Here is a 13,775-nt window from a genome sequence, read left to right as displayed (position 1 = left end):
ATGACGTTCCTCCTTAATTAACCTATCCTCTATGAATCCCACCCTTCGCAGCTCGCCGCCGCTCGCCGACACGTCGGTTATTGGCCGGTACCGTTGGACTATCTGTTCGCTGGTATTTTTCGCCACGACCATCAACTACCTTGACCGGGCGGTTATCTCGCTGCTGAAGCCGTACCTGGAGAAGGCTTTTGGGTGGAATTCGGGCGACTACGCCAACATTGAGATTGCCTTCAAGCTGGCTTATGCGGTGGGCATGATTGGGGTAGGGCGCATTATTGATAAGCTGGGCACCAAAATCGGCTATGCGCTTTCGACGGCGCTCTGGAGCGTGGCCGCGATGGGCCACGCGCTGGTAAGCAGCACGATGGGCTTTGGGGTGGCGCGCGGCTTTCTGGGGCTGACGGAGGCCGGCAACTTCCCGGCCGCCATCAAGACCACGGCCGAATGGTTTCCGCAGCGTGAGCGGGCACTGGCCACGGGTATCTTCAACTCGGGCTCCAACGTGGGGGCCATCATTGCCCCGCTCTCGGTGCCGTGGATGGCCGAGCATTGGGGCTGGCAGTCGGCTTTCCTGGTTACGGGGGCACTAGGCTTCGTGTGGCTGGTACTGTGGATGCTCATCTACGAAACGCCCGCCGAGAGCAAGCGCCTGAGCAAAGCAGAGTTTGACTACATCAACGCCGACATTCCGGTGGGCCTGCCGGCCGAAGGCGTGACGGAGGAAAAGCCCAAGGTGGGCTGGCTGCCCCTGCTGGGCTTTCGCCAAACCTGGGCCTTCGTCATCGGTAAGTTCATTACCGACCCCATCTGGTGGTTTTACCTGTTCTGGTTGCCCGACTTTTTGACCAAGCAATACAAGCTTACGGGCACGGCCATTGCGCTGCCCGTAGCGGCCGTGTACGTGCTGTCGAGTATCGGGAGCGTGGGCGGCGGCTACCTGCCGCTGGGCTTTATGCGGCGCGGCATGCCGGCTTTTCAAGCGCGCAAAACGGCTATGCTGCTGATTGCTTTCTGCGTATTCCCGATTGTGTTTGCGCAGTGGCTGGGGGCCATGAATATGTGGCTGGCGGTGCTGGTAATCGGTATTGCGGCGGCGGCCCACCAGGCCTGGAGCGCCAACATCTTCACTACTGTTTCGGATATGTTTCCGAAGCGGGCGGTGGCCTCGGTCACAGGCATTGGGGGCTTTGCGGGCGGCATGGGCGGCATTGCACTCACGGCGCTGGTGCAGAAACGCATGTTTGTGCACTACGAAGCTATTGGACAGCTCGATAAGGCCTATTACATCATGTTTTTCATTTGCGGCGCGGCCTACCTGCTGGCCTGGGTGCTGATGTTCACGCTGGTGCCGCGCATGGAGCCTATCTCGCTCGACGAGCCTACCCCCTCTTCTGCTGCCTAACCCACCCGACTCATGAAACACCTGCCCATTGCCAGCGCCCTATTGCTGGCCCTACCCCTGCTCGGCGCAGCCCAAACCACCCAACGCCTCAAGCCCCCGCGCTCCCACACCGCCCTGCTTGCTACGGACGGCAAAATGGCCGAGCGCAACGCCGCCGCTGCCAAGGAAGTGGAGCAGCTGGAGCGCCAGCGCTTTGCCGCGCAGGTGAGCAAGGATTACGCTTTTATGGAAAAAGTCTTTGCCGACGACCTCGTGTACACGCATGCCAGCGGCAAGCAGAACGACAAAACCGAGTACCTGCAAAGCATTCACGACGGCAAAAGCGTGTATGACAAGATTGACGTGGAAAACATGAACGTGCGCGCCTACAATGGTGGCACCGCGGCCGTGGTAAACGGCCAAATAGTTATTTACCAGCCCAATAAGCCCGACGGCTCGCCCAACGTGGCCCACATCAAGTACGTCACTACCCAGATTAAAGACCCCCAGAAGGGTTGGCAGGTGGTGCTGTGGCAGTCGCAGAAGCAGCCGGAAACCAAGCCGTAAGCTGGCGTAGTGCCCGAAAAATGCCGAATGAGCCTGGCATTCTCCCCGCCTGCTCCTTGATAATTGCTCACTGATAATTGATATGTCCCCTACCTCTCCTCCTTCGCACGACGACCTAGCTACCCCCGTCGGCACTACCCTGGAGCGCTACATCATGCGCAAGCAGGCCGAGTTTCCGTTTGCCACCGGCGAGCTGAGCCAGCTGCTGCGCGATATTGCCCTGGCTAGCAAGATTATGGTGCGCGAGGTGAGCCGCGCTGGCCTCAGCGGCCTGGCCGAAGTAGTGGCGCCCGAGGGCCAGGATACGCCCCCCCGCCACCGCCTGGGCGAGGAGGCCCACGTGCGCTTTGTGCGTGCCCTCACCAACGGCCGCGAGTGCTGCGCCATCCTAAGCGAAGCCAGCGCCGACATGATTGATACCGGCAACCACGACGGCCGCTACGTGGTGGCACTCAACCCGATGAATGGCTCGGTGAGCCTTGATTTCAACGTGAGCACGGGCACCATTTTCAGCATTTACCGGCGCGTGAGCCGCTACGGCGGGCCAGCGCGGGTCGAAGACTTCTTGCAGGGCGGGCGGGCGCAGGTGGCGGCGGGCTACATTCTCTACGGCTCCAGCGTGATGCTGGTGTACACGACCGGGCACGGCGTGGCGGGCTTCACCTACGAGCCAAGCCTGGGCGAATTTTTCCTCTCGCACCCCAAGCTGACTATTCCGGCCACGGGCGAGGTGTTTTCCTGCAACGAGGGCAATTGGTTTGACTTTCCGGATTTTGCCCGCGCCTTCCTCACCACCTGTAAGGAGCGCCGCATGGCCGCCCGCTACGTGGGTTCGCTGGCCGCCGACTACCACCGCAACCTGTTTACGGGCGGCATCTATCTCTACCCCCCCACCGGGCAGTGGCCCAGCGGCAAGCTGCGCCTGCTCTACGAGTGCTATCCTATTGCCTTCATTAGCGAACAGGCGGGCGGCGTGGCAGTTACGGGGGCCGAAGAAGTGCTCGACGTGCGCCCCACCGCCGACCTGCACCAGCGCGTACCGCTGTTTGTAGGCTCGGCTGAGCTAGTGCGCGAGCTACAAAGCGTAGCCACCGCTTAGTTCAATTATCAGCCATTAAGTATCAATTATCAGCCGAATCGGTTATCAGTAAGTGTACGCAGCGGGCACGTCAGCCCTCGCCTGCCAGCCAATAGGCTGCTCACTGGTACTTGTTACCTGCTACTTGTTTTTTTCTCCATGCCCAAAATCATCGCGCCCGAAGTCGAGTTCAGCAAATTACTGGCCGACCTCAAGCAGGCAACTCCCGAAATCTTTACCGCCGACGGCGGCTACTTCAACCTACTCGAAGGCCGTTGGCAGGAGCCGGGCCAGCCCAAGCCCTTCCACTCGCCCATCGACGGCTCCGACATTGGCTCGCTGCCCATGCTGCAGCACGACCAAGCCCTGCGCGCCGTGCGCGCCGCCAAGGGCGAAGCAGCCGCCTGGGCCGCTACTGACCTTGACGAGCGCAAGCGCCGCGTGCAGGACTGCCTCGACCAGCTGCGCCCGCACATTGACCTGGTAAGCAAGCTCTTGATGTGGGAAATCGGCAAGACCTACAAGCTGGGCTTCAATGACATTGACCGCGCCGTGGAGGGCGTGCAGTGGTACGTGGATAACATCGAGAGCATGCTCGGCGACCGCAAGCCGCTGGGCCTGGTCAGCAACATTGCCTCTTGGAACTACCCCATGTCGGTGCTGTTGCACGCCGTGCTGGTGCAGGTGCTGTGCGGCAACTCGGTGATTGCCAAGGCCCCTACCGATGGCGGCTTTATCTCGCTGAGCCTCACCTTTGCCATTGCGCGCCGCGCCGGCCTGCCCGTGACGCTGGTGAGCGGCCCCGGCGGCGAGCTGAGCGATGTGCTGGTGAAGGACGCTGCCGTGGACTGCCTCAGCTTTGTGGGCGGCCGCTACAACGGCCGCAACATTGCCGACGCGCTGGCTGCGCAAGACAAGCGCTACATGCTCGAAATGGAGGGCGTGAACACCTATGGCATCTGGAACTACTCGCAGTGGGACACCCTGGCCGAGCAGCTCACCAAGGGCTACGACTACGGTAAGCAGCGTTGCACCGCCTACGTGCGCTGGGTGGTCGAGCGCCGGCTGTTCCCAGAATTCCTCGAAACGTACACCAAGGCCATCAGCAGCCTCAAAATCGGCAACCCTACCCTCGTAGATAAGGCCGGCGACAAGCTGCCCGACCTAGCTTTCGGGCCCGTTATCAACGCCCGCCAGGCCGAAGACCTTGACCGCCTCTACGCCGACGGGCTCAAGACTGGCGCTATCCCGTTCTACGAAGGCAAGCTAGATGACAGCCTGTTCCTGCCCGGTCAGGACCGCTCGGCCTACCGCGCCCCGCGCGCGCTGGTGGGCCTACCCCGCCAGGCCGAGCTGTACTTCAAGGAGCCTTTCGGCCCCATCGACTCGGTGGTGCTGGTAGACCGCGTGGAGGAGTTGGTGGGCGAGATGAACATCTCGAACGGCGCGCTCGTGACCGCCCTCGGCTCAGACGACGAGAAGTGGGCCACCCGCACCGGCAAGGAGCTGCGCGCTTTCAAGGTGGGCGTCAACAAGCTGCGCAGCCGCGGTGACCGCGAGGAAGTATTCGGCGGCCTGGGCGAGAGCTGGAAAGGCGCCTTTGTGGGCGGTAAGCTGCTCGTGGAGGCCGTAACCCAAGGCTCACCCTCGCAGCCGGTGCTCGGCAACTACCCCGACGCCGTGCTGCTGCCTGAAAAGGCATAAGCACTTTGTTTCAGAATGTATCGGGGCCGTTTTCCAGCTGGAAAGCGGCCCTTTTACTTGCTACCCCACCCACCCATGATGAAAAAGATAATCGCGGCACTCTTCGTCCTGGCTGCCTTCCGTGCCCACGCCCAGGCCCCTACCCCCGTCCTCGACTGGAAAGCGCCGACTACGCTACCGACCTACCTGCTGCAGCAAGTGCACCAGCAATACGTGCCGCGCCGGGCGGCGCTCGATGCCGCGTTGACTTCGGCGGCGGGCACGGCGGCCTACCGCGACTCGGCGCGGGCGCGCTTCCGGCGGGTGCTGGGGCCGCTGCCGGCGCGCACGCCGCTACGGGCGCGGGTGGTGGGCACGGTGCCGCAGATGGGGTTTCGGATTGAGAAAATTATCTACGAGAGCCTGCCGCACCACCACGTTACGGCCAATTTATACGTGCCGGAGGGGGTAGGGAAGAAGCCGGCGGCGCTGCTGTTTTGCGGGCACGAGAACGCGAGTAAGGCTACTCCCTCCTACCAGCTCACGGCCCGGCTGCTGGCTCGTAATGGCTTCGTGGTGCTCGTTATCGACCCCGTTTCGCAGGGCGAGCGCATGCAGCTGACCGATGCCAGCGGCAAGTCGCTGACGCGCGGCGGCACTACGGAGCACACATTGTTGAATGCCGAAGCCAACCTGCTAGGCCGCACCCTGCCCGCCGAGGAGCTGTGGGACAACGTGCGCGGCCTCGATTACCTCCTGACCCGGCCTGAGGTAGACGCCGCCCGCGTGGGCTGCCTCGGCAACTCAGGCGGGGCCACCCAAACGGCTTATTTTATGGGCTACGACGAGCGGGTAAAGGTGGCGGCGCTGTGCAGCTACGTGGCCGCCGGCGAGCGCAATCTCACCCTTACCGGCCCGGCCGATGGCTGCGTGATGCTGCCCGGTGCCGGCGCGGCTGGCCTCGACGTGGCCGACTGGCCCATTATGTTCGCACCCAAGCCAGTGCTGCTGCTCACGGGTCGCTACGACTTTGTGGACCAGACTGATATGGAGGCCGCCTACGCCGATGTGCACCGGGCCTACGGCGCGCTGGGCCAGCCCGCGCAGGCCGCCATTTTTACGTATGACGACGGCCACGGCATCTCGGCGCCCAAGCGGGCGGCGGCGGTGGCCTGGTTTCGGCGGTGGCTGGGGGTAGGCGGCCCGGCCGTGCCCGAAGACGCCGCGCTCGCGCTACCCGAAACCACGTTGCGCTGCACCACCACCGGCCAGGTCAACACTAGCTTCAAAGACGAGCAAACCCTGGCCGACCTGCACCGCGCCGAAGCCCAGGCGCTGGCCGCCCGGCGCGGCCGGCCCACCGGCGCGGCGCTAACCGCGCTGGTGGGTCAGCAGCTGGGCATTAGTAGTGAAAAAGGCCAAATTACCAGTATCGACGCTGGCGACACGCTACGCCAACCTAGCGGCTTAGTCTGGCAAAATCTGATTTTGCGGCGGTCCGGCGAGCCGCCCTTGCCGGCCCGGCTCTTGCTGCCAGCGGGCCCTACCCCCCCGGCGCGCCTCGTAGTGTGGCTGCCCGACCGAGGCATGGCCGCAGTGCTGCGCGACAGCGCCAACCGCCTGGCCACCTACCAGCGCCAGGGCTCAGCCGTGCTGCTAGCCGACCTGCGTGGCCTGGGCGAAACCACCGACCCGGCCGCTTTCAACGACCCCAAGTATTATAACCAGGAATACCGCGATGCGCTGCTGGCGCTGCACCTAGGCCGGCCGCTGCTGGCCCAGCGCGTGCTGGACGTCAGCACGTTACTGCGTTTTATCCGCAACGAGAACCGGTTGTGGCAGTTGCCGCTACTGCTGCGGGCCGATGGGCGTGCGGCGCTAGTAGCCCTGCACGCAGCCCTGCTGAGCCCACTCGTAGTGAAAGTGCCAACTACCGACGTCAACGATGGCAATGGCTCGGCTCATAGTACGCCGCGTACCTACAAACCCCAAATCGACCAGGTGCAGGTGAGCGGCGGGCCAGCCTCGTGGCTTTATTACCTGGAAAACCCGACGGCGAAGGAGGCTTACTCAGAGCTGCTGCCGGGCGTGCTACGCCATTATGACGTGCCTGATTTGCGTCGGGAACTGGGCAGCCGATTAGTAGGCTACTAAAAAAATGGGCGGAAAAACGAGCTGAGCAGAGCTCTTTACTATCCCAATGAATTTTTTAAAAAAAATTTTTATCCATAAAATCTGCGCGCACCACGTTTCGTAGGTGGAATAAGAAAGGAACGATAGCCACCTATCTCGCCGGGTAGTAACCCGATACCGCAGCGTAAAGCTTCTCTGGTTTCCCTGCTTGCTCGGTGCTACCGGTCCGTGGTCTGCCACTTCATTCACCCTCTCTCCTTATTAGTATAGAAGCCCTCTTTACCGCCTGCTTCCTCTTTCTCGCCGTCCTGCTAACTGCCCCTATCCACGCCTTTGCGCAAGACGTGGAGCGCCCCACTCCCAGCCTGCGCCTGGCCAGTGGCGACCTGAGTGCCCGCCCGCTGGTACGCTACCTGGCCGCCGCGCTACAGCTTCCGCAAGAGCAGACCAAAAACGTGCAGCAACCCTGCGCACCCGGCCCATGCAAGTGCGCACGCCCGAGCAGGTGAGCCAGCGCCTGCAGGCAGTGCTTACCCTCGACCAGTATGACCAGCTGTTATAACTTCAGAATCAATCAGATATCTATAAAAACCTCCGCTAACTGGCCATGCGATAGGGCCTTCGCGGCAAAAGGGTAGCCACCAGCAGATGAGCGAATTCTGGATAAATGAAAATTATTACCTGAATAGGACTTACAAGTGAGTAATTTGGATTACATAAAACCAAAAGTTGGTTGTACCTTTGAATCAGTCAAACGCAGCAGCGGTCTAATGCCGGCGGCTGTGCTTGCTGTTACTACCCATCTTATTCTCCTCTTGCTCATGAAATCATTCCTTACCTCTGCTATTTTCCTGTTAGCCATTGGCCTGTCTACCAAACCGGTAGCTGCGCAGAATATCGACCTTGAGCGCGCTGTCCCCAGCCTTGGCGTCATTGCTGGCAATGGCATCAGTGCTAGCCCACTGGTACGCTACCTGGCCGCCACGCTTCAGCTCTCGCAGGAGCAAACGGTAGCCGTGCAAGAGGCAGTGCAGAAGCACCAGCGCCTGACGCGCACCCCGGCTTTGCTCACCGACTGCTTGCAAAAAGTGCTGCCCTCCCAGGAGTTCGGCCGTTATCTGGCCCTGCAAGACAATGCAGACGCGTTCCAGAACCTGCGTTCGCTCGCGCTGTACTAGAACAATTCTCAAGTCAGGGTCCTTGCTCCGGTCCGACGGCGGAGCCGTCCGACCGGTTGACGCGGGAACGAGGACGAAACGACTGGCAAAGCAGCGCACGCGTCAACCGGTCGGACGGCTCCGCCGTCGGACCGGCGCAGGTACCCAGCCGTGAGAACCGCAGTAACTACGTAATTGAGGGTGATTTTGAAGTACTACCGGCACCAGTGTCGGTAGCGGCTGTTGCGTGCGATAAACCCCATGCTTTGCAGGGTGAATGAGCTGTGAAGCAACGCATTATTACCCCGGCCCTACCCCCCCTATCGCCGCCGAAAGCGCAGACGCAGCTCGCCGGCGGGCCGCAGCGTGATGAGCGGATTCATGCCCGGTACCGGTGCCTCGGTGGGCTCCACCCGAAACTCGCGTAGCGTCTGAATCAAGACTAGCTGCAGCTCGGTGAGGGCAAACTGCTGGCCCACGCACAGCCGCGGCCCGCCGCCAAAGGGTAGGTAGCCGTAGGCGGGCGGCGCGGGCGCAGCACCAGCCGCAAAGCGCTCGGGGTTAAATACTTCCGCATCGGGCCACAGGCCAGGATGATGATGCAGGCCGTAGATATAGAGCGAGAAAATTGTCCCCTTGGCGATGGGTACGCCGGCAAACTCGTCGGTTTCGGTGGCCGTGCGGTCGATTATCCAGGCGGGCGGGTAGAGGCGCATGGCCTCCTGCACCACGTGCAGGGCGTAGGGCAGCCGCGGCAGGTCCTCAAACTCAACTGCTTGCCCATTAGGCAGCTCGCGCGCTATTTCGGCGGCCAGCTTTTCCTGCTTTTCGGGGTGGTGGGCCAGTAGGGCGAAGGCCCAGGCCAGGGCATTGGCCGAGGTTTCGTGGCCGGCAATGAGCAGGATGTTCAGCTCGTCGAGCAGCTGGTTTTCGCTCATGGCCGTGCCGTCGTCCTCGTAGCGGGCATCGAGCAGCATTTGCAGCAGGTCGTTGGGGGGTAGGGCGCCGGCGGGGGCGGCCGCCAATGCCGCCTCGTGCCGGGCTATGGCGCCGCGCACCAGCTCACGCAGGTTGCGGGCCAGCTGGTCGTGGCGGCCGTAGTTGCCCCGCGCCCAGTGCCAGGGCCGCAAGTAGGGCTGCCGGATGGTGTTGACGTAAAACGCCTGAATGGCCGTTAGCCAGTCGCTGAGCTGCGTGAGCTGCTCCTCGCCCAGGCTGTCGCCAAACACCGACCGCGCCACGATGCGAAACGCCACCTGCGTCATGGCGGCGTGGGCATCCAGCTCCACTACTGGCTTTTGGTCAGATAGTTGCAATTTCAGGTCTTGCACCCACTCGTCGGCGGCCTGGCGCATGAGGCGCGTGAGGCCCGCCAGCCGCTGCCGGTGAAAGCCCGGCTGAATGAGCCGGCGCTGGCGCAGCCAGTCGGCCCCTTCGTTGGTGAGCAGGCCCTTGCCCAGGTAGCGCACCAGCCCGTGCGTGAGGTCCGACTTGTGGTAGCGGCGGTGGTTTTTTTGCAGAATGTGCTGCACCAGCGCCGGGTCGCGGGTCACGACCGACGGCCGCGCGCCGCCCAAAAACAGGTGCACCGTGTCGCCGTAGTGCGCCAGCAGCTTGTCGAGGTTACCCACCGGGTCGCGGGCCGCTTGCAGCGAGCTGCGCAGGGTTACGAGGCGGGGTATGCGCGGCCAGGAGGGGGTAGGGAGCGGAGCGTCAGCCATGGGTTTTCAGGAAGTCAGCACCAGCTCGCGGGGCAGCTCAAATTTCAGCTCGCGGCTCTTTTTGCGGCCGTGCAGCTGGGTCAGAAAATCATCGAGCTCGGGCTTGTATTCAAGCCACAAGTCCTCATGCAGGTGCTTGGGGATGAGATTGGTGAGGCGTACCGCCAGCCGGGCCGTACCCACGAAAAAGCCCTGGTACACGCTGTCGAACTGCCCCGTGTAGTTCTCAAAAATCAGCCGCAGGGTGTACATGCTCAGGTCTATTTCAAGCTGCTTGCTTTTCGTAACGCGGCGGGCGCGGGCGGCCTCCTGCACGGCGCCGCGCAGGGCCTTCACGAGGCTACGGTTGAGCAGGCGGCCCGTCACGGCCACGTTGAACAGCTCGTGAATGCGGTCGGCGCTGGCCTCGTACACGGTGGCCACCGTCACATCGGGCAGAAGCTCAAAGGTGTAGGTGTCGTAGAGCTCGGCGTCGCGGCGCACGGCGCGTAGCAGCAGCGCCGCCAGCTCCTTGTCGGAGAGGCGAGCCAGTGCTTTTTTAAATTCGGCGGAAGGAACGGGCATGTAGCTGCAAAGGAACAGGAAGAGAGGTAAAATGAGCGGTTTAGCTGGTCACATTCTACTTTCAATTCCGGCGTTTTCCCCAAAAATACCGGTAAAGCCGGCCCGAAAATTTACGCTTGACAGCCCCTACCCCCTACCCCAATTGCAACACCCTGGCTCCTGAGCGGTTTACCATAGCACCGCGCCGGACCCAGCTTTGCCACTCACCAGGGGGGTAGGGCCCGGCGCACGCTTCATTCCTTTTCCCAACAACCCATGAAATACAATCTCTTAGGCAATACTGGCCTGAAAGTGTCGGAGCTGTGCCTGGGCACCATGACCTTTGGCAGCTCGGGCGGCCGCTTTGCCGCCATCAATGGCGTAGACCAGGCCGGGGCCGACGCGCTCACCAAGCGCTCGCTGGATGCGGGCATCAATTTTATCGACACGGCCAACGTGTACACCGAGGGCCAGTCGGAGGAAATGACCGGCCAGGCGCTGCACAACCTGGGCGTGAACCGCTACGACGTGGTACTGGCCACCAAGGTGCGCGGCAAGATGGGCGACGGCCCCAACGACGTGGGGCTCACCCGCAAGCAGATTATTGCCCAGGCCGAAGCCAGCCTCAAGCGCCTGCAAACCGACTACCTCGACCTCTACCAAATTCACAGCTACGACCCGCTCACGCCGCTGGAAGAAACCCTGCGGGCCCTCGACGACCTCGTGCGCAGCGGCAAGGTGCGCTACATCGGGGCCAGCAACCTGGCCGCCTGGCAGCTGATGAAGGCGCTCGACATCTCGCACTACCAGCACCTGGAGCGCTTCGCCTCGCTGCAAGCCTACTACACCGTGGCGGGCCGCGACCTGGAGCGCGAGCTGGTGCCCCTGCTACTCGACCAAAAAGTGGGCCTCATGGTGTGGAGCCCGCTGGCCGGCGGCTTCCTCAGCGGCAAGTACACCCGCGAAAACCAGGAGGCTGAAGGCCGCCGCGGCGGCAGCGGCTTCGACTTCCCGCCCGTTAACAAAGACCTGGCGTTCAATATTCTGGATAAGCTGCGCCCCATGGCCGAGGCCAAGGGCAGCACCGTGGCCTCGCTGGCACTAGCCTGGCTGCTGCACCAAAAAGTAGTGAGCACCGTCATCATCGGGGCCAAGAAGATGGAGCAGCTCGAAGACAACCTCACGGCCGTAGACGTCAAGTTTACGCCCGAAGAGCTGCAGCAGCTCGATGAGGTGAGCAAGCTCGCACCTGAGTACCCGGGCTGGATGCTGGGCTTCACCGGCGGCGACCGCCAGGTAGAGTAGCGCAACTAGCGCTGTTTAAGCACGCCCCGCTGCCCCAGCCGCTCACCAGGCGGCCCGGGCGGCGGGGCGTGCTTTTGGTAGCGCCTTGGTAAGAAATGTGCCAACCCGGCTACTATTCCGGTTTTCGGCGAAACGAAACCGCCGCGCGCACGGTTATCAGCCGATACCCACGTACTACCGTCGGCGCCGGCCGCCGTATTTTTGCGTCATGGCATTTCCCGCTACCCGACCACAGATTGATTACCAGGATGACGTACTGCTGCTCGAAGAAGAGCAGGAGCTGCGCACGCTCATCGTCTATAACGACGACGTGAACACGTTTGAGCACGTTATCCAGACGCTCATCGAGGTGTGCGGCCACGAGCCCGAGCAGGCCGAGCAGTGCACGCTGCTCATTCACCACAAGGGCAAGTGCGCGGTTAAGAATGGCACCTACGAGGAGCTGGAGCCCCGCTGCTCGGCCATCCATGACCGGGGAATTTCGGCTGATATTGTTTGATTAGTTAGTTATAGGGGCGATTTTGTCATTGCGAGCAACGCGAAGCAATCGCACCAGAACGAAACCCGAACGACTCGTTCTGGTGCGATTGCTTCGCGTTGCTCGCAATGACAAAATCGTTTTATTCCCAGAATGGATTTTCCTTCCAAGCTTATTGAAAACGCGGTAGTCGAGCTGGCGCGGCTGCCCGGCATCGGCAAAAAAACGGCGTTGCGCCTGGCGCTGCACCTGCTCAAGGCCGAAAGCGACACCACCGCCAACCTGGCCGAGGCGCTGGCCAAGATGCGCTTCGACATCACATATTGCCGCACCTGCCACAGCATTTCGGACGCCGAGGAGTGCAGCATTTGCGCTAATAAGCTGCGCGACCACGCCATGGTGTGCGTGGTGGCCGACGTGCGCGACGTTATCGCCATCGAAAATACCGGGCAGTACCAGGGCGTGTACCACGTGCTGGGCGGCGTTATCTCGCCCATTGAGGGGGTAGGGCCGGCCGACCTGCAGGTCGATTCGCTGGTGGCCCGCGCGGCGGCCGAGGATTCTGAAATCCGCGAAATTATTCTGGCCATCTCGCCCACGATGGAAGGCGACACCACGGCCTTCTACCTCTCGCGCCGCCTGCGCGACTTCGAGCAGCTCAACATCAGCACCATCGCCCGCGGCATCCCGATGGGCGGCGAGCTGGAGTACGCCGACGAAATCACGCTCGGCCGCAGCATCGTGGAGCGCCAGCGCCAGGCCCGATAACCCGGCAGGCCGGCAGCGAGGCGTTGCCCCGATATTGCGCCCATGAATAAAGCCACCCTCAGCACCTGGCTGCGGCAAGCCGGCCTGCTGCACCTGGCCGACCGGCTGCGCTACTGGCTCCTGCGCGCGCGCTACTACCGCGAGAACCGGGCGTTCCGGGCGGCCCACCCGGCCGTGGCCCTACCCCCCGACTACCTCATGTACGAGTCGTTTAAGCTGCGCTACCGCAATTACTATGCGGGCGGCCGCGAAACGGCGGAGTGGGTGAAAAACGAGCTGGCGCCCTATACCAGTCTGCAAAGCCAGCACGTGCTGGATTGGGGCTGCGGGCCGGGCCGCGTGGTTCGGCACCTGCCCGAGGTTATGGGCGGCGGCTGCCAGTTTACCGGCACCGATGCCAACGCCGAGTCCGTGGCCTGGTGCTGGGCGCACCTGCCGGGCATCACGTTTCTGCACAATGGCATGAGCCCGCCACTGGCCCTGGCCACCGGCTCGGTAGATGCGGCCTATGGCATTTCCATTTTTACGCACCTCTCGGCGGCCGGGCACGTGAGCTGGCTGGCTGAGCTGCTGCGCGTGCTGCGGCCCGGCGGCGTGCTACTGCTCACCACGCACGGGGCCGCGTTTCGGGCCATTCTTACCCCGGCCGAGCAGGCGCAGTTCGACGCCGGCGCGCTGGTGGAGCGGCGCCAGGTGCGGGAGGGCCACCGGGTATTTACCGCCTTTCAGCCACCAGCGTTTCTGCGGCAGCTGTTTGGCGAGCGCCTGGAGGTGCTGCGCCACGAGCCCGGCCAGCAGCAGGGCCAGCGGCTCAGCCAGGATATGTGGCTACTGCGTAAGGCGTAGCTGGTTTTTCGGCAAGCAGCGGTTAGCTGCTAGCTGTTAGCTTTGTCGCCCTGTTTACGCTGCTGGGTACTCGGCTGAAAAAAGCTATCAGCTAACTGCTACTGGCTACTAGCTA

Annotated in this window: 12 protein-coding genes; 10 read left to right on the top strand and 2 right to left on the bottom strand. The window is 62.5% G+C overall.

Features of this window, described 5'->3' with window-relative positions; all coding sequences use genetic code 11:
• The first annotated feature begins 31 nt into the window (after window positions 1–31).
• From E4631_RS06680 to E4631_RS06655, 6 genes are all read left to right on the top strand, one after another.
• Window positions 32–1,402 carry an MFS transporter gene (locus tag E4631_RS06680; RefSeq protein ID WP_133657573.1) on the top strand — a complete coding sequence of 457 codons (1,371 nt, stop codon included), beginning with the start codon at window positions 32–34 and terminating at the stop codon, window positions 1,400–1,402.
• Between the two features lie 12 nt (window positions 1,403–1,414).
• Window positions 1,415–1,948 carry a nuclear transport factor 2 family protein gene (locus E4631_RS06675; protein ID WP_240734709.1) on the top strand — a complete coding sequence of 178 codons (534 nt, stop codon included), beginning with the start codon at window positions 1,415–1,417 and terminating at the stop codon, window positions 1,946–1,948.
• A gap of 82 nt (window positions 1,949–2,030) precedes the next feature.
• Complete coding sequence (fbp, locus tag E4631_RS06670) at window positions 2,031–3,047, top strand: class 1 fructose-bisphosphatase (RefSeq protein WP_133657574.1); 1,017 nt, start codon at window positions 2,031–2,033, stop codon at window positions 3,045–3,047.
• A gap of 138 nt (window positions 3,048–3,185) precedes the next feature.
• A complete protein-coding gene (locus E4631_RS06665; protein WP_133657575.1) occupies window positions 3,186–4,730 on the top strand; it encodes an aldehyde dehydrogenase family protein in 1,545 nt (514 codons plus the stop codon).
• Window positions 4,731–4,805: 75 nt separating this feature from the next.
• Entirely contained in the window at window positions 4,806–6,863 is a 2,058-nt protein-coding gene (locus E4631_RS06660) for a S9 family peptidase (protein WP_166648084.1), read from the top strand.
• Between the two features lie 800 nt (window positions 6,864–7,663).
• The gene (locus E4631_RS06655; protein ID WP_133657577.1) at window positions 7,664–8,020 is read left to right on the top strand and encodes a hypothetical protein; all 357 of its coding nucleotides are present in this window, start codon (window positions 7,664–7,666) and stop codon (window positions 8,018–8,020) included.
• A gap of 299 nt (window positions 8,021–8,319) precedes the next feature.
• On the opposite strand, the gene E4631_RS06650 is transcribed toward E4631_RS06655, so the two are convergent.
• Together E4631_RS06650 and E4631_RS06645 are read right to left on the bottom strand one after the other, a co-directional pair.
• Complete coding sequence (locus tag E4631_RS06650; RefSeq protein WP_133657578.1) at window positions 8,320–9,720, bottom strand: cytochrome P450; 1,401 nt, start codon at window positions 9,718–9,720, stop codon at window positions 8,320–8,322.
• Window positions 9,721–9,726: 6 nt separating this feature from the next.
• Window positions 9,727–10,284: a hypothetical protein gene (locus tag E4631_RS06645; protein WP_133657579.1), complete on the bottom strand. Its 558-nt coding sequence runs from the start codon at window positions 10,282–10,284 to the stop codon at window positions 9,727–9,729.
• A 255-nt stretch (window positions 10,285–10,539) separates the two neighbouring features.
• On the opposite strand from E4631_RS06645, the gene E4631_RS06640 reads away from it, so the two are divergent.
• The 4 genes from E4631_RS06640 (at window position 10,540) to E4631_RS06625 (ending at window position 13,660) form a co-directional block, all read left to right on the top strand.
• The gene (locus tag E4631_RS06640) at window positions 10,540–11,568 is read left to right on the top strand and encodes an aldo/keto reductase (RefSeq protein ID WP_133657580.1); all 1,029 of its coding nucleotides are present in this window, start codon (window positions 10,540–10,542) and stop codon (window positions 11,566–11,568) included.
• Window positions 11,569–11,776: 208 nt separating this feature from the next.
• Window positions 11,777–12,067: an ATP-dependent Clp protease adaptor ClpS gene (locus tag E4631_RS06635; RefSeq protein WP_133657581.1), complete on the top strand. Its 291-nt coding sequence runs from the start codon at window positions 11,777–11,779 to the stop codon at window positions 12,065–12,067.
• A gap of 132 nt (window positions 12,068–12,199) precedes the next feature.
• Window positions 12,200–12,814, top strand: coding sequence for a recombination mediator RecR (gene recR / locus E4631_RS06630; RefSeq protein ID WP_133657582.1), 615 nt, complete (start codon window positions 12,200–12,202; stop codon window positions 12,812–12,814).
• 42 nt (window positions 12,815–12,856) lie between these two features.
• Entirely contained in the window at window positions 12,857–13,660 is an 804-nt protein-coding gene (locus E4631_RS06625) for a class I SAM-dependent methyltransferase (RefSeq protein WP_133657583.1), read from the top strand.
• Window positions 13,661–13,775 lie beyond the last annotated feature (115 nt).

The sequence above is a fragment of the Hymenobacter sp. UV11 genome (genome assembly GCF_004684095.1).
Classification (GTDB): domain Bacteria; phylum Bacteroidota; class Bacteroidia; order Cytophagales; family Hymenobacteraceae; genus Hymenobacter.
Note: the sequence above shows the minus strand (reverse complement) of the source record. Positions and strands in the feature narration are given on the sequence as shown.

What these genes read in the sequence shown, in the direction of transcription:
- E4631_RS06680 (WP_133657573.1), top strand. Translation starts at nt 32, where the DNA reads ATGAATCCCACCCTTCGCAGCTCGCCGCCGCTCGCCGACACGTCGGTT.
- E4631_RS06675 (WP_240734709.1), top strand. Translation starts at nt 1,415, where the DNA reads ATGAAACACCTGCCCATTGCCAGCGCCCTATTGCTGGCCCTACCCCTG.
- fbp (WP_133657574.1), top strand. Translation starts at nt 2,031, where the DNA reads ATGTCCCCTACCTCTCCTCCTTCGCACGACGACCTAGCTACCCCCGTC.
- E4631_RS06665 (WP_133657575.1), top strand. Translation starts at nt 3,186, where the DNA reads ATGCCCAAAATCATCGCGCCCGAAGTCGAGTTCAGCAAATTACTGGCC.
- E4631_RS06660 (WP_166648084.1), top strand. Translation starts at nt 4,806, where the DNA reads ATGATGAAAAAGATAATCGCGGCACTCTTCGTCCTGGCTGCCTTCCGT.
- E4631_RS06655 (WP_133657577.1), top strand. Translation starts at nt 7,664, where the DNA reads ATGAAATCATTCCTTACCTCTGCTATTTTCCTGTTAGCCATTGGCCTG.
- E4631_RS06650 (WP_133657578.1), bottom strand. Translation starts at nt 9,720, where the DNA reads ATGGCTGACGCTCCGCTCCCTACCCCCTCCTGGCCGCGCATACCCCGC.
- E4631_RS06645 (WP_133657579.1), bottom strand. Translation starts at nt 10,284, where the DNA reads ATGCCCGTTCCTTCCGCCGAATTTAAAAAAGCACTGGCTCGCCTCTCC.
- E4631_RS06640 (WP_133657580.1), top strand. Translation starts at nt 10,540, where the DNA reads ATGAAATACAATCTCTTAGGCAATACTGGCCTGAAAGTGTCGGAGCTG.
- E4631_RS06635 (WP_133657581.1), top strand. Translation starts at nt 11,777, where the DNA reads ATGGCATTTCCCGCTACCCGACCACAGATTGATTACCAGGATGACGTA.
- recR (WP_133657582.1), top strand. Translation starts at nt 12,200, where the DNA reads ATGGATTTTCCTTCCAAGCTTATTGAAAACGCGGTAGTCGAGCTGGCG.
- E4631_RS06625 (WP_133657583.1), top strand. Translation starts at nt 12,857, where the DNA reads ATGAATAAAGCCACCCTCAGCACCTGGCTGCGGCAAGCCGGCCTGCTG.